Consider the following 18,952-nt stretch of genomic DNA (forward strand, 5'->3'; position numbering starts at 1 on the left):
ACAGGACGAGTGCCGCGACGGTGACGGCTCCCGAGTCGGCGCCCAGCAGCACGAGCGGACGGACGACACCCTCCGGGCCCGGGGAGGCGCCCTCGACGGCCTCCGCGAGCAGGCCGTCGAGGCGGCGCAGCGTGCCCGCGGGGTCGGCGGGGCCGGTGACGGGAGCGTCGACGACACGGACACGGTAGGCGTCGGCGGCAAGCCGACTTCCGAGCCGGGCATACGTCGCCCGGGACTCACCCCTGCCGGGCACGACGACGACGGTGCCGCGCGTGCGAAGGCCCTCCGGCCCGAAGTAGTCGGTGTACTCGGTCATACGAGGCTCCTGCGGGTGGCGGTGCGTACGTTCAGCGGGTGCGGGTGCGGGTGCGGGTGCGGGAAGGCGGGCGCGGTCGGCCCGACCGGCGCGGGTGCGTCGTACATCAGCCGGCTGCGGCTTCGCGTGCGGCGGTGTGGCGGTTGGCGGGGACGGGCAGGCCGAGGTTGCCGCGCAGGGTGTCCGCCTCGTACTCGGTGCGGAACAGGCCCCGCTTCTGAAGGAGCGGCACCACGCCGTCCACGAAGCGGTCGAGGTCGTCGTTGTTGCGGAAGGCCAGGTTGATGCCGTCCAGGGTGCCCGCGTCGAACCACGTCTCGATGGTGTCGGCGACGGTCTCGGGCGCACCGACGAAGGGGGAGCGCCGGAACGCGTTCACCGACTCGGCGACCTGGCGCAGCGACAGGTTCTCGGCCTTCGCCCGCTCGATGATCTGCGCGGCGCCGGTCCGGCCGCCCTTCTCGGCCAGATGCGCGACGTCCGGGAACGGCGCGTCCAGGTCGTGCCCGCCGAAGTCGTACGCGCCGAAGGAGCGGCCGAGGAGCGCGAGGTTGCTCGCGAAGTCGTTGTCCTCCTCGAAGATGTCCCGCTCCCGGCGTCTGGCCGCCTCGTCGGTCGCACCGACGATCGGACTGCCGTGGATGAAGATCTTGATGTGGTCGGGGTCGCGCCCGTAGGAGGCCGTGCGCTCCTTGATGTCCGCGTAGTACTCCCGCGCCTGCTCCAGCGTGCCGCCGGGCGCGTAGATGCCCTCCGCGACGCGCGCGGCGAGGTCGCGGCCCTCGGGGGACACCCCGGCCTGGAAGATGACCGGCTGCCCCTGCGACGAGCGCGAGAGGTTGAGCGGCCCGGCGACCTTGAAGTGTTCCCCGACGTGCTCCAGGGCGTGGAGCCGGGACGGGTCGAGGAAGACGCCGCGCTCCACGTCCGCCGGGAAGGCGTCGTCCTCGTAGGAGTCCCACAGGCCACGGGCGACCTGCACGAACTCCAGGGCGCGGCCGTAGCGGGTGGCGTAGTCGAGGTGTTCGTCCAGCCCGTAGTTCCGCGACGTGCCGGTGTCGAAGCTGGTCACCACGTTCCAGCCGGCCCGTCCGCCGCTGATGTGGTCGAGGGAGGCGAAGCGCCGGGCCAGGTTGAACGGCGAGTTGTACGTGGAACTCGCCGTGCCGACCAGGCCGATGTGCTTGGTGTGGGTGGCGACCGCCGACAGCAGCGTGAGCGGCTCCAGCCGGTTCAGGTAGTGCGAGGGGTAGGTGGCGTTGATGAACTGGCTGTCGACGACGAACAGGGCGTCGAAAAGGGCGTGTTCGGCGGCTTGGGCCTGCTGGATGTAGTAGTTGACGTCGATGCTGGCGTTCTTGGCGACGCCCGGGTCCTTCCAGAGACCGTGCTGGCCGGGGCCGCCGACGCCGTACGGATGGAGGGCGAGGTGGAGCCTGCGGGACATGGGTGTTCCTCTCGGTGGTCGGGAAAACGTTCGGTGTCGTCGGATGCGTCGGTCAGCCGCCCAGTCGGGCGCGCAGGGCCTCGCGCTCGCCGCGGTCGGCGGTGCGCGAGTGCAGCGTGGGCGCGGAGCCGACGAGCAGCCGGGTGTAGGGGTGCCGGGGCCGGCCGATGACCTCGCGGGCCGTGCCGACCTCGACGAGCTCACCCCTGTAGAGCACGGCGATGCGGTCGGCGGTGCCCGCGACGGAGCCGAGGTCGTGGGAGATGAAGACGAGGGACGTCCCGCCGGTGCGGAGTTCCTTGAGGATCTCCAGCACCTGCACGCGGTTGGCCGAGTCCAGGGCGCTGACCGGCTCGTCGAGGATGACCAGGGCCGGTTCGGTGATCAGCGCGCGGGCGACGGCGACCCGCTGGCGCTGGCCGCCGGAGAGTTCCCCGGGCAGTCGCCGGAGCAGCTCCGCCGAAAGGTGCACCCGGTCGAGGAACGCGCGTGCCCTGTCCGCCGCCTCCGCGCGCGCCACGCCCTGGATGAGCAGGGGCTCGGTCAGCGAGGCCTCGACGGTGAGGTCGGGGTCCAGACTGCGCAGGGGGTCCTGGAAGACGTACTGGACGACGCCACGCCGGCGCAGCGAGCGCCACTGGCGGGCACGGAACGAGGCCAGGTCCTCACCGCCGACCAGGATCGAGCCCGACGATGCGCGCACCAGGCCGAGTACGGCGCGGGCGAGGGTGGACTTCCCCGATCCGGTCTCGCCGATGAGGCCGACGGTCTCGCCGGGCGCGACGCTCAACGACACCCCGTGCAGGGCGCTCCGGCCCCGCCTGCCCCTTCCGTAGCGGACCTCCAGGTCCCTGATGTCGAGGACCGGGGCGGCGGGGCTCTTCGCGAGGGCGTCCGTCTGCGCCCCGGGTGCCGTGGTGGTCATGACGCCTCCTTCGGGTCGAGGAACTTGTCGAGGCCGTAACTCTCGTGCTCGGCGATGAGGAGCCGGGTGTACTCGTGCCGCGGTGCGTGCAGGACCTCCCGTGTCGGGCCCTGCTCCACCACGGTGCCCTGCCGCATCACGAGGACCTCGTCGCACAACTGGGCGACGACGGCCAGGTCGTGGGAGACCACCACGAGGGCGAGCCCGGTACGTTCGCGCAGTTCGGCGAGGAGGTCGAGGATCTCCGCCTGGACGGTGACGTCCAGCGCCGTCGTGGCCTCGTCCGCGATGAGGGCCCGCGGCTCCACCGCGATTGCCGCGGCGATCAGCACGCGCTGGAGCATGCCGCCCGACAGCTCGTAGGTGTACTGGCCGTAGACCAGTTCCGGGTCCCGCAGCCGTACCGCGCGAAGGAGATCGAGGGCACGCCGCCGGGCCTCCCGGCGCCTCACCCCCGTCTTCACCCGGATGACCTCGGCGATCTGGGCGCCCACCCGGATCGACGGGTTGAGGTAGGAGGCCGGGTCCTGGAAGACGGCGCCGACCGTGGTGCCGCGCAGGGCCGTCCACCGGCGGGGTGTCAGGGTCGCGATGTCGGTGCCGTCGATCCCGATCGAGCCGCCGGAGACCTCGAAGTGCGGGGGAAGGATGCCGAGTACCGCGCGGCAGGTGAGGGTCTTGCCGCTGCCGGACTCGCCGACGATCCCGACCGACTTGCCCGCGGTGAGCTCGAAGCTCACCCCGTGGACGATCTCCCGGCCCGTGACGCCGTCCCCGATGCGCACGTCGCGGACGGCGATCACGGGCGCGGTCCGCGACGGTGGAGCGGACGCGGCGGCGGCTTCGGACTCCCGGACGTCGTCGCGGGGGTCGGTCGGGATCGCGTCGTCGGAAAGCGCGTGGCCGGCAGCGGCCTTGTCGTTGCCCGGAAGGGTGTGCTGGGACAGAGCGCTCATCGGGAACCTCCCACGGGGACGGCGGACGAGCCGGTGCGGCGGGACCTGGCCGCCCGGCCGGCGACCAGCGCCCGGCCCGCCTCGCCGGACACGTCACGGATGGCGTCGGCGAGCAGATTGCAGGCCCAGACCGTGACCATGATCAGCAGGGCGGGGGCCGCCGGGGCCCACGGCTGGTGGCTGAGGTAGTTCAGGTCCGAGGCGAGCAGACCGCCCCAGGTGGGAGCGGGCGGCTGCACTCCGATGCCGAGGAAGGTCAGGCTGGAGACGATGACGAAGCCGACGCCGACGGTCTGGGCGAGCGCCACGGCGATCGGCGGGAGCACCTTGGCCCAGACGTGGCGGCGCACGACCCAGCCGATGGAGGCGCCGGAGACGATCGCCGCCTCCACGTACGGCGCGCGGGCCACGGCCAGGGTGGCTGCCCGGGCCACCCGGTAGAAGAGGGGCGAGACCAGTGCGCCGGTGACGAGCATGGCCTGGGTGATGCCGTTGCCCAGCAGGGCGATCACCGCGATGGCGAACAGCAGGAAGGGCAGGGCGACCAGGGTGTCCGCCAGGCGGAGGGTCAGCCACTCGAAGACCCGTCCCGAGTAGACCGACAGGATGCCGGGGACCGCCCCGACGACCAGGGCCGTCAGCGCGACCTCCAGCGAACCGAGGACGCTGACGCGCGAGCCGTCCAGGAGCCGGCTGAGGACGTCACGGCCCAGGTAGTCAGTCCCGAGCCAGTGGGCGCCCGACGCCGGAGCGAGCGTGTCGCCGCTGACGGCGAGCGGGTCGTGGGGAGCCAGCCACGGCCCGCACACGGTGAGGAGGGCGATCAGGACGAGTACGGCCACGGCGAGGCGGCCGGACGTGAGTGAGAGGACGCGGCGCACCATCGTCAGACCCCCCGTTGGGATGCCGGCATCACGCGGGCCAGCACCAGATTGATGATCAGGTTGAAGGCGACGACCAGCACGATCGACACCACGAGGACGCCCTGCACCGCGGGCACGTCTCCGGCCTGCGCGGAGTCGTTGGCGAACCGGCCGAAGCCCTGGAGGCCGAAGATCCACTCGGTGATCACGGAAGCACCGACCAGCGCGGGGAACTTCTGCCCGATCGTCGCGAGAGCGGGCCCGATCCCGTTGCGCAGGACGTGGCCGAAGAAGACCCGCGAAGGACTCAGGCCCCGTACGACCGCGCCCGTCACGTAGTTCTCGCCGTACGCGGAGACGAGGCTGGAACGCAGCTGGCGCGCGACATCCGCGACGACGTCGAAGCTCAGCGCGAGTGCCGGGAGCGTGATGTGGGCGATCCAGGGACCGAAGCCCTGTTCGGCCGGGACGTATCCGGCCGAGGGGAACAGCTGGAGCTGGACGGCGAGGACCGTGACCAGCACGATCCCGACGACGAAGGCCGGCATCACCGAGATCACGGTGACGAATCCCGTGATCGCGCGGTCGAGGAGGGTGGTGCGCCGGAGCGCCGCCACCGTACCGAGGAGGAAGCCGACGACCACGCCGATGACGAGCGCGAAGGTCGCGACCGAGAGGCTGACGCCCAGGCCCAGGCCGATCAGGGTCGAGATGTCCGCCCCGGTGACCCAGCTGGTGCCCAGTTCTCCGTGCAGGACGTCGGTGAACCAGTTCCAGTACTGAGTCAGGAAGGGCTGGTCGAGACCCCATTGGGCCTCGACCCGCTGGATGGCCTCCGGGGTCGCCTCCTCGCCCAACTGGATGCGTGCGGGGCTGAGTCCGCTCATGGCCCGCAACGCGAACGTCACGAAGGTCGCGACCAGGAACACCGGTACGAAGATCGCGGCCGAACGTCCCAGCGCGGAGCCCACACGTCCTGCGGCGTGCAGGGCCCTGGCCCCGGCGATGGTGCGGCGGCGTGCGGGAGCCGTCTTGGCCGTGGTCGCCGTCATGGGGATGCCTCCTCTCTGCGGTGGATGGGGGTGGTCAGGAACCGCCGGCGATCGTCACACCGGTCCAGTCGATGTGCGCGGGGTTCTTCGGCAGGCCGGAGACGGACTTGCTCTTCGCGAAGAGGTTGGGAGAGGAGAAGGTGAAGATCAGCGCCTTGCTCGCGAGGCCCGCGCGCGTCGCCTCCTGGAGGACCCTCGTGTAGTCGGGCGCGTCCAGGGGCGTCTGACGGACCTTGGCGACGGCCTCCCGGAAGCCCTCCGGCTCGTAGGGGGTGCTGAGGTTGAGCGGGCCGTCGGGCCCGAAATGCGCGGTGAGGGTCTGCACCGCGGAGTCGCGCCCCGTGGTCGAGTAGAGCGAGAAGGCGAGGTCCTTCGCGAAGAACGGAGTGGCCCAGTTCTTGTCGATCTTGATGGTGACCTTGACGCCCACGGCGGCCAGCTGCGACTGGACGATCTCCGCCTGGGGGTCCTCGGCGGGGACGACCAGGTCGAGCTTGAGCTCTCCCGGCCGGTGTCCCGCTTCGGCCAGGAGCTTCTTCGCCTTGGCGGGATCGTAGGGGTAGGCGTTCTCCGACTGCGCGTCGTACGCCACATACCCCTTGGGGAAGGGCTGGTCGGTCGCCTCCCCGAGACCGAAGGTCAGCTTCTCGACGAACTCCCGGCGATCGACCGCGTAGCGGAAGGCGTCGACGACCCGGTCGTCGTCGAACGGAGCCTTGTTGACGTTCAGACTGAGGTTGGAGGCGTTGAACCCGGGCTGGGAGAACACGTCCAGCCCTGCCTTCTCGGCCGCGTCGGCCTGGCTCGGCACGATGTCCGCGAAGTTGTACACACCGGTCTGGAGACCGGAGACGACGGTGGAGGCGTCGGGAGCGGACACCAACTCGACGTCGTCGATGTGGATGTTCTCCGCGTCCCAGTAGTCGGGGTTCTTCCGCAGGACCGCTTTGGTCCCCGGGATGAGCTGGTCGATGACGAACGGTCCGGCGCCGACGGGGTTCTGGTCCAGCTTCGCGGGGTCGGCCGCGGCCTTGGGGCTGGCGATCTGCAGCACGCGCTCGCCGAGCAACTGCGGTATCTGGTAGTCGACCTGGGTGAGTTCGAGCGTCGCGTCGAGGCCGCTCGCCCGCACCGACCCGATCGACGTCAGATCGCCGAAAAGGGCCGAGTTCTTCTGCTTCTGGGCCCGTTCGACGGCTGCCTTCACGGCTGCGGCGTCGACCGGCTCACCGTCACTGAACTTCAGGCCGGGCCGCAGGTGGAAGGTGATGCGGTCGCCCTTCTCGTTGTACTCCCAGCTCTCGGCGAGGTCGGGGACGGCCTTGCCCTCCTCGTCGGTGCGGGTCAACGAGGCGTACACAAGAGCAAGTTCGCGGAACTGTGCGCCACTGCCCGACACCACGGGATCCCAGTGGCCGGGGAAGTAGGAGGAGGCCCACTTGAGCGTCGCGTCGCCGGTCGACGACGACGCGCCGCCTCCGCAGGCGCTCAGGGCCGGGACGAGCAGGGCGACGGCCGCGGTTCCGAGGGCAGCGGCCCTCAGGCCGCCCGTCTTTCGGGCCGACCGGACGTCCGGTCGGTGTCGGAGCGTGAGTCGTGCGAGCATCTCGTTCTCTCTGATGAGTCCCGGCCCGTCACGGGGCAGGGGGGAGCGGAGGAGCGTGAAGGGGGAGCGCGGCACTCGCACGGAACCGCCGCCGGGGGTGCGGGCATGCGTCGCGGGGAGGCGGCGCACGACAGGGCAGGAGCGGGGCCCGGGCCGGGCGCCGAGTACTCACTGACCCGCACGGGGGTACGGCGAGGTGGTACGACGGAAGACGAGGAGCTGACGCGGAGATCAGGCGCGGAACAGCGGGCCGTTTACCGGCCGGGGCTGCCGGCGGAAGGCCGGGCGGCGCCTGTGGAACGGAGGTGCGGGACGGTCAGCGACAGAGTGCGCTGGAGGTGCGCCGCAGGTCCACGTAGCGGCACACCACGCCGGGGTGCGTCGTGAGCATGGGCCTCATCCTGGCCGCGGCCATCCGCGTATGTCAATGGACACCCATTGGTGTCTCATTGGGCGGGACGTCGCCGCAACGGCAGCTCAAGGCCCTGCGGGAGGCCGGAAAGAGGAGTCCAACCGACCTGATGCTTCGTCAGGATGCAGCCACAGCGGGCCGTTCGGCCCGTCCACCGGCACCGCACCGGGCGGCGGCCAGACCCCCGGAGCCAGCAGCCGGCGCTCCGGCTCAGTCAGGCTCCGGTGGTGCTCCAGCGCCTGGGCCGGCGAGAGCGTGGCGGACGCCTCCAGCAGGCCGGGGCGCAGCTCCTCGAAGGCCGCCGCGTACGCCTCGTACGGCCGCCAGCCGGGGATGGCGCGACGGTCCGAGGGGGTACGCACGAGCAGCGTCGGCAGGGCGTAGCGGAAGCCGCCGTCGGGGGTCTCCCTGGCCGAACCCGGGTGCGGCGAGTCGCAGCGTACGGAACGCACTTCGGCGACCGGGCGGCGCGCTTCCGCGCGGTCGCGCTCCACCCGCTCGCGGGACGCGGCGGACACCGCGTCGGACCGCAGCCGGTCCGTGTCCAGCCCCGGGACGCCCCGGGTCGCGGCCACCGCGCGGTCCAGGGTGTCCGCCGGGTCGCCCAGCACGAAGACGGTCTCCCGCAGCCGCCGCAGAACGCCCTCCGCCACGTCGCTGCCCTGGAGTTCGGCGGCCACCGCGACCAGCGAGGAAGGCCAGGAACTCGCCGCCACCCGCGTGAGCAGGGCAGCCCGGGGAGCGCCGGTGTGCGTGCTGATCTCCTCGACGTAACCCGCGTACCAGGCCGTCTCGGCCGTCGGATCCGGCGCCGGATCCTCCACCTCGTCGTCGAAGAGCACGGCGTACGCCCGCCGCCAGCGGACCCTGCCCGCCGACGCGGCCCGCAGCCTCCGGAAGACCGGCTCCGAACCCCATGCCCAGGGGCACATGGGATCGGTGAACTCCACCGCTTCGACCACGGGCACCTCCCCTCCGCCCGCTGTCACGCGGCACCGATCGCCGACGGCCGCCCCTGTGCCCCGGAGGGCAGCAGCGAGGCGATGCTCAGCCCGCCGAGGATCGCGGCGGCGTCCGATTCGACCTGTCGCCACACACCGGGCAGGCCCACGGCGGGGCCGGGATAGTCGAGTCCGTCCAACGACTCGCCCCGCAGGGTGATCAGTTCACCGTCCACGGCGCGCACGACGTCCAGCAGGGCGATCTCGCCGGCGGGTCTGCCGAGCCAGTAGCCGCCCTCGCAGCCGCGCTGGCTGCGCACCAGGCCGGCCTTGCGCAGCTCACCCACCACGGATTTGAGGAAGCGGAACGGAATGTGCTGCGCGGAGGCGATGGCTTCACAGGAGAGCGGACGGCCGGGATCACTCGCGAGCTCCAGAAGGGCGCGCGTGGCGTAGTCCGCCTTCGCGGAGATATGCATGGCCACATCATGCCCCCGCGGGCGGATCGCGGGCGACGTTCTGCGCGCACTCGCTTCCTATGTTGCGGGAACATTGCCGCAGGTGAAGGGGAAAGGACACCTCTTGACATCCTTTTCCGGGGCGCCCTAGCGTCCCAGCCATGAGCGAGCCGCTGACGACACCCGGCGAGGGTTTCCACCCCCACCTCCACGCGACGCAGGGCACCCCGAAGGCCCCCCTGCACACCCGCCTGCACCACATCCGGGCGGACGACCTCGACGGGGACACCGCGCAGACCGGCGGTATGCGCAGGTTCAGTGCCGTCAGCGGCAGGACCGTCGGCTCCGAGAAGCTGTGGATGGGCCAGACCCACGTGGCTCCCGCGACCGCGTCCTCCGACCACCACCACGGAGAGTCCGAGACCGCCATCCATGTGGTCAGCGGGCACCCGGAGTTCGTCTTCCTGGACGACTCGGGGGAGGAACCGGAGGAGGTGCGGCTGCGCACCTCGCCCGGCGACTACATCTTCGTCCCTCCGTTCGTGCCGCACCGCGAGGAGAACCCCGACCCCACCGAGGAGGCCGTGGTCGTCATCGCCCGGAGCACCCAGGAGGCGATCGTGGTCAACCTGCCGCGTCTGTACGCCCTGGAGCCGGACGGGCCGGGCGAAGGCGCCTGACGGGCGGCACTCCTCCGCCGGCCGGGCAGGGCCGGAGGCATCCACGGGATCTGGCCGGTCGGTGAGGTCACGACCTGCATGTTCACGCCGTGGCGGCGGTGCTTGTGCGAGTAGTCGGCCCGGCCGTCGCCCACGCGGTCGCACTCGGCGAGCGTCCCGTCGAGCAGCACGTACTCCGGGTCGGTCTCACGCAGGACTCTCAGCAGGCCAGGCGCCCGGTCGGCCAGGAGCTCGACGACCGCGGTGGTGCAGGCGTGGGCGGTGCCGACCGCTAGGCCGAAGCCCCCGGCGATCTAGGCCAGGGTGTCGTGCTTGCGCAGGTACCCAGAGCGACGAGCGGGCGTTGGTGCGGCGGGAGCTTGCAGCGGCGGTCACCCTCGCGGGTGACGATGAGCATCGTGGCCCACTCGACCAGCGGGTGAGGCAGGTCGAGTGCGGCAGGACAGGGAACCAACGAGGCACCTGCGCTGATGAGTTGAGACGTCGAACATCTCCCTCAACGGCACGGGCGCCTCGTGCGTTGCGGCTTCGCCGCCGCCACCCGACCGGTGGCCACTCCGAAAACGCTCAGTGACCACGTCCGGAACGGGGCCCGTGGCGACGGCGTGCAGCCCGGGCCGGCTCCTGGAGTGCTGGTCACTGGACCAGCTCGATGTGGGGGTGGGACGGATCCGCCGGGCAGGCGTGGAGCTGCAGGTCGTAACCGCGAGCGATCATGATCATGGTGAAGTTCGCGGGTCCGCCATGGGTGACGGGGGTTGGTTCGGTCCGCTCTTCCTCGGGGGCCCAGCTGCGGCTGCCGGCGTTCCATTCGGTGGTGGCGATGGTGAGGAGCGGCAGCTCCTCGGTGCCGCATTCCGGGCAGGGGCGGGGGACGGGGTCGCCGAGGCCCCAGCGGGACCAACCGCCGGACTTCCAGCCGGGGGCGGTGGTCAGGTCGTTCCGGTAAGACTCTTGCGGGTCGCCGGAGAGGGAAGCGTCCCACCGGCTCGGTTCAGCCAGCTGCCGCTGCAGTTCCTCGTCCAGTTCCATGAAATAGGGGTACTCCGTCACCTGTTCGGGTGCGAGCAGGCACGGCTCCGGAAGATAGCCCTCCGACCTGATCCCGGCCGGCTCGGGTGGCGCGTCGAGGACGTCGGTGACGGTGGCGGCGGAACGCCGGCGCAGAGCGGTGCGGGGATGGGTCGGGTGGTCGAAGGGGCACCACAGGACCTGGAGGAGATCGGCCCCGGGAGGGCTGACGAGGAGAGGGACGTCACGGGTGTACAGCTGGGCCACCGGCAGCATCGCGATCGGGCCTTCGGGCCACGGGCGGCCCTGGCGAACACGCGTCGAGGTCGCCCGTTCCTCGGGCGTGGGCAGGGACGCGGGCCGGCCGAGATGCCGCCGGTTGGCGATGGCCTCCCGGTCGCGACGAAGGACACGGACATCGGCCGGAGAGAGAACCACGGCCCTCGCCCCCTTCTCATGCGGTTCTTCGCAGTACGGCCACGGCTCGTCGGCAGGCCAGAGCAGCGGCCCGCCGACGGAGCTGTCGTGCACCGACGGCGCCCCGGGCCGCGGGTGCAGCCGGGTCGCCTCACGCGCCAGCGGAGCCAGCTGAGGAAAGAGCGCAGCCACGTCGAGCGGCCGTGGTGGAGTGGTAAAACCCATGCCGGCTCCTGGTGGCACGAAGTGAGGCGGCAGGCGGGATCGGTTTTCCCAGGTCGTGCCGACTGCCGGTCTGGGGGTTGGCGACGTAGGTGTCGGGGAGCAGTTGCTCGACGGAGCCGTCACCGGCGCTCATCGTAGCGCCCACGGGAATCGTGCTGTCGGCGCTCAGGTACGTCGTGCGGATCTGCGATCGCCAGGGCGTCCCGATCCTGGCCGGCATCGGTACCGGCGACTGGGTCACCACCGCCGAGCGCCGCCCACCAGGCGGCGAACTCACCACCACCGAACAGACCGCGAACCGGGCCCTCTCCGCAGCCCGGGCACCCGTCGAACGAGGCAGGGCATGACTGAAGTCCTGGCAGATCTTCCGCAGATCCCGCATCGGCCCCAACCGCACGAACGTCATCGCCAGAGCCGTCCTCACCCTCGAGAGCCAACGCTGAAAATGCCCGCCCGCTGCCTCCGGTCCGCCCCAGGAGAGCCCCGGGCGGGCGCCGGAAGTCCCGTGCCGGCCAAAGGTCTCGCGTACGCCGGAAGCCCCGTACACGCCGAAGCCCCGCCCGCCGAAGGGAATTGCTCCCGCCGGCGTACCGGACGGCTGGACGTTCAGAGCCCGAGGACGTCCTTGATGGTGCGCAGGACGCCGTCGTCGGTGTGGGCCGGGGCCGTGTGGCGGGCACGGCCGAGGATCTCCGGGTGGGCGTTGGCCATGGCGAAGGACCAGTCGGCGGCGTCGAGCATCTCCAGGTCGTTGAGGTAGTCCCCGAACGCCATGGTCTGCTCGGGTCCGATGCCCATCTGCCGCTGGAGGCGGCGCACCGCCGCACCCTTGTCGGCGGTGCGGTTCATGACATCGATCCAGTGCTCGCCCGAGACGACCACCTGATGGGTGTCGGAGAACTCCGCCAGGGCGGGGGCGGAGCCTTCGGCCCCGCCGAAGTCGAGGACGGCGACCTTGATGATCTCGTCGTCGACGGCGGTGGCGTCGTCCACGAGACGGTGCGCCCGGTAGTACTTGCGGACCTCGGCGAGGAACGCCTCGTCGCCGCGTTCGGTGTACGCGGAGTGCTTTCCGCAGACCACCACGCCGACGTCCCCGCCCTGCTCCGCCAGCTGCCTTACCCGGGTGACCAGACGGGCGGAGACCGCGGGGTCGAGCGGGTCGGAGGACAGCTCGACACCGTCGCGGACGACGAGGGCACCGTTCTCGGCGATGTAGACCATGCCCGCGTCGACGCCTTCGAACAGGTGGGCCAGGGTGGCGTACTGGCGGCCACTGGCCGGGCTGAAGACGATGCCCCGGCCGCGCAGTTCGTCCAGCAGGGGCCACAGGCCCGCCGGTACGTTGCCGTCGGCGTCCAGGAGGGTGCCGTCCATGTCCGTGACGATGAGCCGGATGTCGGGGCGGTCGGCGGGCAGACGCGTGTCGCGTCGGGTGTGCATGGCGATCCTGAGGTCGGTGGGGTGCGGCACCCGCACCGTAACCGTGTCCGGCGGGCGGACGAGGGCCGGGGTACGCGTGCGGCGGTGTCCGGCCGCGATCCGCCGGACACCGCCGTCCACCGTCCCCACCTCGGGCTACGCGGTCTGCCCGGTGCCCGATCCGCTCACCGACGCGGCCTTGATGCCCTTGGTGATGGTGTCCAGCACCGAGAGCTCCGGTGCCTTGGCGTTGATGTCGAACCCGGAGCGGATGACCACCAGCAGGTCCTTACTGTTGGGGGAGGGGAAGGCGAGCGATTCGACGTACCCGTCGTCGCCCTTCTTCGTGACCACCTTCCAGCGCACGAGGTAGCCCTTCTGGCCCGCCACGGTGACGGCCTCGGACTTCAGCTCCTGGTGGGAGGTGATTCCCTCGTAGATCTCCGCGCCGTAGGACTCCTCGGCGTTGACCGAGATGTCCTTCTTCGCGGCCGCCTCGGCGGTCGTCTCCGTGTTCTTCAGAGCGGCGGCGGGCGCGGAGAACACCCCTCCGCGCACGCATTTCTGGCTGGTGTCGCCGGGGCAGGCGTACTCGCCCGTCTTCAGGCTCGCGCCGACCGTGCCGGACTCGCCGGTCCAGCCGTCCGGCACCGGCAGGCTGATGCCGCTGGCGATGTCGGTCGCGTAGCCGTCCTCGGTCGGGATCTGCGATTCGGGCGCCTGGTCCTGGCCACCACTGCCGTCGCTTCCGCTTCCACCGTTCTGGCCGCTTCCGCTTCCACCGCTCTGGCCACCGCCTTGGCCGCCGAAGCCGCCGCCGCTCTCGCCCGGCGCACCCTGGCGTCCGTCGCCGCCGGACGGCGGGCCGCCCGACTGCGCGACCGAGGGCGTGGCGGACTGCTTTCCGTCGCCGTGCCCCAGTGCGTACGCGCCACCGCCGACGGCGGCGAGAACCACCACGCCGACGGTGATGCCGACGCCGATGCGGATACGGCGGCTACGGACGGCGGCGGGCGCCACGCGGAGTTGGTCGGTCCACTGGGTGCCGTCCCACCAGCGCTCCTGCGCGGGGCCTATTCCTGAATACCCGGGGTCTGGATGCCAGCCGGGCGGGCTCGTCTGGTTCACAGCCGTACCGTATGCGGACTGAGTGAGAATCACATGAAATGGCTGGTGTTCTTTCTCTCAAGACGGCGCACCGCGCCCCCGGCACTCCCTTCCGCCTCAGCCCAGCAGGGCCGCCGTGGTGACCGTCACCGGCGCCGCGAGAACCGTGGAGAGCAGGATCGACTCCCGGGCCAGCCGCACGCCCGTCCCGTAGTGCGAGGCGTACGTGAAGAGGTTCTGGGCGGCGGGAAGGCCACTGGTCACCACCACTGCGAACAGAGGCGCCCCCTCCAGGCCGAACACCCCGGCGGCGATCGCCCAGGCGGTCAGCGGTTGGGCGAAGCTCTTCAACGCCACCGAGAGGAGCACCGGCCCCCGGTCCGTGCCGCGACCGGGTATCTCGCTGCCGCGCAGCGAGATACCGAAGGCGAGCAGCACCCCGGGCACCGCGATCCCGGCGATCAGCGTCACAGGTTCCAGCACCGGCCCGGGGACGCGCCACCCCAGGACGCTGACGGCGACCCCGGCGAGCGAGGCCAGGACGATCGGGTTGCGCAAGGGCGTGGTCAGCAGCCGCACCAGGGAATCCCGCTCGCCGGGGCGCGAGGTCTCGATGACGGTGAGGGCCACGGGGGAGACGACCAACTGCTGGAAGAGCAGGATCGGCGCGATGAGGGTCGCGTCTCCGAGTACGTAGACGGCGATGGGGATGCCGAGATTGCCGGCGTTGACGTAGCAGGAGCAGAGGGCGCCGATCGTCGTGCGGCCCACGCTCCAGCCGCGTACGGCTCCGACCGTGGCGAAGGTGCCCGCCACCACCAGGGTGGAGAGCGCGGTCACCAGCAGGGGCAGCGAGACCATGACCGACAGGTCGGCCTTCGTCATCGTGGTGAACAGCAGGGCGGGGGAGGCGACATGGAAGGACAGCCGGGTGAGCACGGGCTGTCCGTGTTCGCCCAGAAGGCCGGACCGGCCGATCAGGTAGCCGACGGCGATGATGCTCGCGATGACACCGAACCCCTCCAGGACGCCGGTCATCGGCACCCGCCGGCGGAGCGGAGGGGAGTGGGGCGGAGAGCGAAACGGGCCGACGGTTCTCGGTGTGGCATACACGCAACGCTATGGAGCGGGGGCCCTTCCGCACAAGGCGTCACCGACCACACCGGTCTTTGGTCCGACCACAGCACGTGTGTGACATAGTCGGCCGAGTGATCCGGGAGCCCGCGCGGCGATCGCCGCCCCCGGGACGGACGCGGACCGCCGGTGCGACCGGCCCGATCAGGGAGTAGCGGATGCCCGTCGAATGGGAACCCGTGCGGCAGTCCCGTACCCACGAACTCGTGCTGCGGAGCATCGAGGAGCGGGTCTTCGCGGGCGAACTCAAGGCGGGGGACCGCCTGCCGCCGGAGCGCGAGCTCGCCCCGGTCCTCGGTGTCAGCCGGTCCGCCCTGCGGGAGGCGCTGCGGGTGCTGGAGACCATCGGGGTACTGGTGGCCCAGCCCGGCCGGGGACCCGACTCGGGCGCGCGGATCGTGCGCAACCCGGACGACGCGCTCGGACGGCTGCTCCGGCTCCACTTCGCACTGGGCAGCTACAGCCTGGAGGACGTCATGGAGGCCCGGGTCGTCCTGGAGCGGTCCGGCTTCGAAGCCGCCGTCACGCATGCCCGCGACGAGGACCTCGACGAGGCCGCTTCCCTGGTCACGGGCATGGCGGCCCCCGGCATCGGCGTCACCGCCTTCAACGACCTGGACACCCGCTTCCATGTACAGATCGCCCGGTGCTCGGGCAACGCCCTCACCTCCACCCTCACTTCGGCCGTACGCGAGTCCGTACGCCCGCTGATCCTGCGCGCCCTGGAGGAAGCGGAGGACTGGCCGGCCACCGCCGCCGCGCTCAACGCCGAACACACCGAACTGCTCCGGCTGGTACGCGCGGGACGGGGCGCCCAGGCCGCCGACCTGGTCGAGCGACACATCCGCAGCCTGCACGGCACCCTCGTCGACGACAAGTAGGGGAGCGCCCCGGCGCGAGGCCGGGGAACTTCACTCGGCCCGCCATCAGGAGTATGGTCCGACCATACAAAGGACGTAGAGAAACACGATCGAGGAGGCTCCATGCGCGTCGGGCTCTTCGCCACCTGTCTGGGAGACACCCTGTTTCCCGAGGCGGTGAAATCCACCGCGGTGCTGCTCGCCCGCCTGGGCCACGAGGTGGTGTTCCCGCCGGGACAGACCTGCTGCGGCCAGATGCACGTCAACACCGGCTACCAGCGCGAGCCCGTACCCCTGGTGCGCAACTTCGCCGAGCAGTTCGGCGACGCCTCCATCGAGGCGATCGTCATGCCCTCCGGATCCTGCGCCGGGTCGGTCCGCCACCAGCACCGCATCGTCGCCGAGCGGTACGGCGACGCGGCCCTGCGCGCCGGGGTCGCCACGGTCGAGGCCAAGACGTACGAACTCTCGGAGTTCCTCGTGGACGTCCTCGACGTCACCGGGGTCGGCGCGTACTTCCCGCACCGCGTCACCTACCACCCCACCTGCCACTCGCTGCGCATGCTCCGCGTCGGCGAGAAGCCGCTGCGACTGCTGCGCGCCGTCGACTCCATCGACCTCGTGGAACTGCCCGAGGCCGACTCCTGCTGCGGCTTCGGCGGCACCTTCGCGGTGAAGAACGCCGAGACGTCCTCCGCGATGCTCCAGGACAAGATGCGCCACATCGGCTCCACCGGCGCCGACGTCTGCACCGCCGGCGACTCCTCCTGCCTGATGCACATAGGCGGCGGGCTCCACCGCATCAAGTCCGGCACCCGCACCCTGCACCTCGCGCAGATCCTCGCCGCGACCCGTACCGCGCCGTACGCCATGACGGAGGCCGCCACCGTATGAGCACCTTCCTCGGCATGCCCGCCGCCCCGCCCCGCTCCCCGTACGGCACCGGCAACCTGCGCGGCGAGCGGAAGTTTCCGGCCGCCGCCCACGACGAGCTGCGCAACGAACAGCTCCGCCGCAACCTCGGCAAGGCCACCCGCACCATCCGCACCAAGCGTCTGAACGTCACCGGCGAACTCCCCGACTGGGAACGGCTGCGCGACGCAGGAGCGGCGATCAAGACCGACACCATGAACCGGCTGCCCGAACTCCTGGAGCAGCTGGAGGCGAAGGTCACCGAGCACGGCGGCACCGTCCACTGGGCGCGCGACGGCGCCGAGGCCAACGCGATCGTCACCCGCCTGATCCGGGAGACCGGCAGCAGCGACGTCATCAAGATCAAGTCCATGGCCACCCAGGAGATCGGCCTCAACGAGCACCTCGAATCGGTCGGCATCACGCCCTACGAGACCGACCTCGCCGAACTCATCGTGCAGCTCGCCCACGACAAGCCCTCGCACATCCTGGTCCCCGCGATCCACCGCAACCGCGACGAGATCCGGGAGATCTTCCTCAAGGAGATTCCCGGCGTCGACCCGGACCTGGACAACGTGCCCGCGCACCTCGCCGCCGCCGCGCGCGCCTATCTGCGCGAGAAGTTCATGACGACCAAGGTGGCCGTCTCCGGCGCGAACTTCGGCATCGCCGAGACCGGCACCCTCTCCGTCGTGGAGTCCGAGGGCAACGGCCGGATGTGCCTCACCCTGCCCGACACCCTGATCACGGTGATGGGCATCGAGAAGGTGCTGCCGCGCTACGCCGACCTCGAAGTCTTCCTCCAGCTCCTGCCGCGCTCCTCCACCGGCGAGCGGATGAACCCGTACACCTCGATGTGGACCGGGGTGACCCCCGGCGACGGCCCGCAGGCGTTCCACCTGGTCCTCCTCGACAACGGCCGGACGGCAGCGCTCGCCGACAAGGTCGGACGCGAGGCGCTGAACTGCATCCGCTGCTCCGCCTGCCTCAACGTCTGCCCGGTCTACGAACGCGCCGGGGGACACGCCTACGGCTCGACCTACCCCGGCCCGATCGGCGCGGTCCTCACCCCGCAGCTCGCCGGGATGCACGCGGCGAAGGACGACCCGAACAGCTCGCTGCCGTACGCCTCCAGCCTCTGCGGCGCCTGCTTCGACGCCTGCCCGGTCAAGATCGACATCCCGTCGCTGCTGGTCGAACTCCGGCACCAGAACACCGAGCAGTCCGGTACGACGGCGGAGAAGCTGGCCATGAAGGCCGCCGCCGCGGTGATGAAGAGCCCGAAGCTGTTCACGGCGGCCCAGAAGGCGGCCGGCCTCGGCCGGGTCGTCGCCGGCAAGGACGGCACCATCGGACGGGTGCCCGCGCCCTTCGACGGCTGGAGCGACAGCCGGGACACCCCGGCACCGCCGAAGCAGACGTTCCGCTCCTGGCTGGCCTCGGCCGAGGGCGCCGCCACCATGAAGGCGGCGGCCGACGAGGGCGCTGCCACGAGCGCCGGAGCGGGCCACCCGACGGACCAGACGGAGGACGAGAAGTGACGACCGCACGCGACACCGTCCTCGGCCGGGTACGCGACGCCCTGGCGCTCGCCCCGGCCCGCCCGGTCACCGTCCCACGCGACTACCGCACCGGACGCACCCTGCCCGACGCCGAACGCCTCGCCCTCCTCACCGACCGGCTGGTCGACTACAAGGCGCAGGTCCACCCCTGCACCGCGGACCGGACCGCCGAGGTGATCGCCGAGGTGCTGCGGGAGCGGGGCGCCCGCCGGATCGGCGTTCCGGCCGGGCTCGACGCCGACTGGCTCGCCGCCTGGGACGGGGAGGTCCAGCGGGACTCCGCCGACATCCCGGCGCCCACCCTCGGAGAACTCGACGGCGTGGTGACGGCGTCCGCCGTCAGCTGTGCGGAGACCGGCACCATCTTCTTGGACGGTTCCGAGGATCAGGGGCGCCGCGCACTCTCCCTCGTCCCCGACCTGCACCTCTGCGTCGTGGACCTCTCCACGGTGGAGGTCGGGGTCCCGGAGGCGGTCGGGCGCCTGGTACCGGAACGGCCGACGACCCTGATCAGCGGGCCCTCGGCCACCTCGGACATCGAACTGGAGCGGGTGGAAGGGGTGCACGGCCCCCGGACGCTCGTGGTGATCGTCCGCACGGACGTCTGACCCCCGTGGACGGCCGGGTGCGGCGGCGGGTTCCACCC

At 71.3% G+C, this 18,952-nt stretch carries 17 protein-coding genes and 3 pseudogenes; 6 read left to right on the top strand and 14 right to left on the bottom strand.

Going from position 1 to position 18,952, the window contains the following annotated elements:
- The 9 genes and pseudogenes from ACFWEP_RS16935 to ACFWEP_RS16975 all read right to left on the bottom strand — a co-directional run.
- A pseudogene (locus tag ACFWEP_RS16935) lies at positions 1-316 on the bottom strand (alpha/beta hydrolase); the annotation flags it as partial.
- Positions 317-422: 106 nt separating this feature from the next.
- The gene (locus ACFWEP_RS16940) at positions 423-1,763 is read right to left on the bottom strand and encodes an LLM class flavin-dependent oxidoreductase (RefSeq protein WP_387370946.1); all 1,341 of its coding nucleotides are present in this window, start codon (positions 1,761-1,763) and stop codon (positions 423-425) included.
- A gap of 52 nt (positions 1,764-1,815) precedes the next feature.
- Positions 1,816-2,688, bottom strand: a complete 873-nt coding sequence (locus ACFWEP_RS16945; protein ID WP_387370948.1) for an ABC transporter ATP-binding protein — start codon at positions 2,686-2,688, stop codon at positions 1,816-1,818.
- On the bottom strand, positions 2,685-3,644 hold the full coding sequence (locus ACFWEP_RS16950) for an ABC transporter ATP-binding protein (RefSeq protein WP_387370950.1): 960 nt from the start codon (positions 3,642-3,644) through the stop codon (positions 2,685-2,687). Before ACFWEP_RS16950 ends, ACFWEP_RS16945 begins: the two co-directional genes overlap by 4 nt.
- Complete coding sequence (locus ACFWEP_RS16955) at positions 3,641-4,528, bottom strand: ABC transporter permease (RefSeq protein WP_387370952.1); 888 nt, start codon at positions 4,526-4,528, stop codon at positions 3,641-3,643. Before ACFWEP_RS16955 ends, ACFWEP_RS16950 begins: the two co-directional genes overlap by 4 nt.
- A gap of 2 nt (positions 4,529-4,530) precedes the next feature.
- A complete protein-coding gene (locus tag ACFWEP_RS16960; RefSeq protein ID WP_387370954.1) occupies positions 4,531-5,559 on the bottom strand; it encodes an ABC transporter permease in 1,029 nt (342 codons plus the stop codon).
- 34 nt (positions 5,560-5,593) lie between these two features.
- Complete coding sequence (locus tag ACFWEP_RS16965; RefSeq protein ID WP_387370956.1) at positions 5,594-7,165, bottom strand: ABC transporter substrate-binding protein; 1,572 nt, start codon at positions 7,163-7,165, stop codon at positions 5,594-5,596.
- A gap of 477 nt (positions 7,166-7,642) precedes the next feature.
- A complete protein-coding gene (locus ACFWEP_RS16970) occupies positions 7,643-8,509 on the bottom strand; it encodes a DsbA family protein (RefSeq protein WP_387370976.1) in 867 nt (288 codons plus the stop codon).
- A 53-nt stretch (positions 8,510-8,562) separates the two neighbouring features.
- Positions 8,563-8,997, bottom strand: coding sequence for an RrF2 family transcriptional regulator (locus ACFWEP_RS16975; RefSeq protein WP_387370958.1), 435 nt, complete (start codon positions 8,995-8,997; stop codon positions 8,563-8,565).
- A 140-nt stretch (positions 8,998-9,137) separates the two neighbouring features.
- Here ACFWEP_RS16975 and ACFWEP_RS16980 point away from each other — a divergent pair, with 140 nt between their 5' ends.
- Complete coding sequence (locus ACFWEP_RS16980; RefSeq protein WP_387370960.1) at positions 9,138-9,656, top strand: cupin domain-containing protein; 519 nt, start codon at positions 9,138-9,140, stop codon at positions 9,654-9,656.
- A 17-nt stretch (positions 9,657-9,673) separates the two neighbouring features.
- On the opposite strand, the pseudogene ACFWEP_RS16985 reads toward ACFWEP_RS16980, so the two are convergent.
- Positions 9,674-10,110: pseudogene (locus tag ACFWEP_RS16985) on the bottom strand (transposase family protein); the annotation flags it as partial.
- A gap of 182 nt (positions 10,111-10,292) precedes the next feature.
- Positions 10,293-11,309 carry a hypothetical protein gene (locus ACFWEP_RS16990; protein WP_387370962.1) on the bottom strand — a complete coding sequence of 339 codons (1,017 nt, stop codon included), beginning with the start codon at positions 11,307-11,309 and terminating at the stop codon, positions 10,293-10,295.
- Between the two features lie 119 nt (positions 11,310-11,428).
- On the opposite strand from ACFWEP_RS16990, the pseudogene ACFWEP_RS16995 reads away from it, so the two are divergent.
- Positions 11,429-11,752 (top strand): annotated as a pseudogene (locus tag ACFWEP_RS16995) (transposase family protein); the annotation flags it as partial.
- A gap of 163 nt (positions 11,753-11,915) precedes the next feature.
- On the opposite strand, the gene ACFWEP_RS17000 reads toward ACFWEP_RS16995, so the two are convergent.
- From ACFWEP_RS17000 to ACFWEP_RS17010, 3 genes are all read right to left on the bottom strand, one after another.
- Positions 11,916-12,752, bottom strand: a complete 837-nt coding sequence (locus ACFWEP_RS17000) for a Cof-type HAD-IIB family hydrolase (protein ID WP_387370978.1) — start codon at positions 12,750-12,752, stop codon at positions 11,916-11,918.
- A gap of 135 nt (positions 12,753-12,887) precedes the next feature.
- Positions 12,888-13,859: a DUF2510 domain-containing protein gene (locus ACFWEP_RS17005; RefSeq protein WP_387370964.1), complete on the bottom strand. Its 972-nt coding sequence runs from the start codon at positions 13,857-13,859 to the stop codon at positions 12,888-12,890.
- A 96-nt stretch (positions 13,860-13,955) separates the two neighbouring features.
- Positions 13,956-14,876 (bottom strand): AEC family transporter, encoded by a 921-nt coding sequence (locus ACFWEP_RS17010; protein WP_387370966.1) that lies wholly within the window; start codon positions 14,874-14,876, stop codon positions 13,956-13,958.
- A 254-nt stretch (positions 14,877-15,130) separates the two neighbouring features.
- Between ACFWEP_RS17010 and ACFWEP_RS17015 the strand changes: the two genes are divergently transcribed.
- The 4 genes from ACFWEP_RS17015 (at position 15,131) to ACFWEP_RS17030 (ending at position 18,914) form a co-directional block, all read left to right on the top strand.
- Positions 15,131-15,853: a FadR/GntR family transcriptional regulator gene (locus ACFWEP_RS17015; RefSeq protein ID WP_387370968.1), complete on the top strand. Its 723-nt coding sequence runs from the start codon at positions 15,131-15,133 to the stop codon at positions 15,851-15,853.
- A gap of 102 nt (positions 15,854-15,955) precedes the next feature.
- Positions 15,956-16,726, top strand: a complete 771-nt coding sequence (locus ACFWEP_RS17020; protein ID WP_387370970.1) for a (Fe-S)-binding protein — start codon at positions 15,956-15,958, stop codon at positions 16,724-16,726.
- On the top strand, positions 16,723-18,285 hold the full coding sequence (locus ACFWEP_RS17025; RefSeq protein WP_387370972.1) for a lactate utilization protein B: 1,563 nt from the start codon (positions 16,723-16,725) through the stop codon (positions 18,283-18,285). The genes ACFWEP_RS17020 and ACFWEP_RS17025 overlap by 4 nt, the downstream gene beginning before the upstream one ends.
- Entirely contained in the window at positions 18,282-18,914 is a 633-nt protein-coding gene (locus ACFWEP_RS17030) for a lactate utilization protein C (RefSeq protein ID WP_387370974.1), read from the top strand. The genes ACFWEP_RS17025 and ACFWEP_RS17030 overlap by 4 nt, the downstream gene beginning before the upstream one ends.
- Positions 18,915-18,952 lie beyond the last annotated feature (38 nt).

This window comes from Streptomyces sp. NPDC060198, assembly GCF_042728415.1.
Classification (GTDB): Bacteria; Actinomycetota; Actinomycetes; order Streptomycetales; family Streptomycetaceae; genus Streptomyces.

Bases quoted from the DNA above. Each gene is read 5' to 3' on its own strand.
- ACFWEP_RS16940 (WP_387370946.1), bottom strand. From the start codon at position 1,763: ATGTCCCGCAGGCTCCACCTCGCCCTCCATCCGTACGGCGTCGGCGGC.
- ACFWEP_RS16945 (WP_387370948.1), bottom strand. From the start codon at position 2,688: ATGACCACCACGGCACCCGGGGCGCAGACGGACGCCCTCGCGAAGAGC.
- ACFWEP_RS16950 (WP_387370950.1), bottom strand. From the start codon at position 3,644: ATGAGCGCTCTGTCCCAGCACACCCTTCCGGGCAACGACAAGGCCGCT.
- ACFWEP_RS16955 (WP_387370952.1), bottom strand. From the start codon at position 4,528: ATGGTGCGCCGCGTCCTCTCACTCACGTCCGGCCGCCTCGCCGTGGCC.
- ACFWEP_RS16960 (WP_387370954.1), bottom strand. From the start codon at position 5,559: ATGACGGCGACCACGGCCAAGACGGCTCCCGCACGCCGCCGCACCATC.
- ACFWEP_RS16965 (WP_387370956.1), bottom strand. From the start codon at position 7,165: ATGCTCGCACGACTCACGCTCCGACACCGACCGGACGTCCGGTCGGCC.
- ACFWEP_RS16970 (WP_387370976.1), bottom strand. From the start codon at position 8,509: ATGTGCCCCTGGGCATGGGGTTCGGAGCCGGTCTTCCGGAGGCTGCGG.
- ACFWEP_RS16975 (WP_387370958.1), bottom strand. From the start codon at position 8,997: ATGCATATCTCCGCGAAGGCGGACTACGCCACGCGCGCCCTTCTGGAG.
- ACFWEP_RS16980 (WP_387370960.1), top strand. From the start codon at position 9,138: ATGAGCGAGCCGCTGACGACACCCGGCGAGGGTTTCCACCCCCACCTC.
- ACFWEP_RS16990 (WP_387370962.1), bottom strand. From the start codon at position 11,309: ATGGGTTTTACCACTCCACCACGGCCGCTCGACGTGGCTGCGCTCTTT.
- ACFWEP_RS17000 (WP_387370978.1), bottom strand. From the start codon at position 12,752: ATGCACACCCGACGCGACACGCGTCTGCCCGCCGACCGCCCCGACATC.
- ACFWEP_RS17010 (WP_387370966.1), bottom strand. From the start codon at position 14,876: ATGACCGGCGTCCTGGAGGGGTTCGGTGTCATCGCGAGCATCATCGCC.
- ACFWEP_RS17015 (WP_387370968.1), top strand. From the start codon at position 15,131: ATGCCCGTCGAATGGGAACCCGTGCGGCAGTCCCGTACCCACGAACTC.
- ACFWEP_RS17020 (WP_387370970.1), top strand. From the start codon at position 15,956: ATGCGCGTCGGGCTCTTCGCCACCTGTCTGGGAGACACCCTGTTTCCC.
- ACFWEP_RS17025 (WP_387370972.1), top strand. From the start codon at position 16,723: ATGAGCACCTTCCTCGGCATGCCCGCCGCCCCGCCCCGCTCCCCGTAC.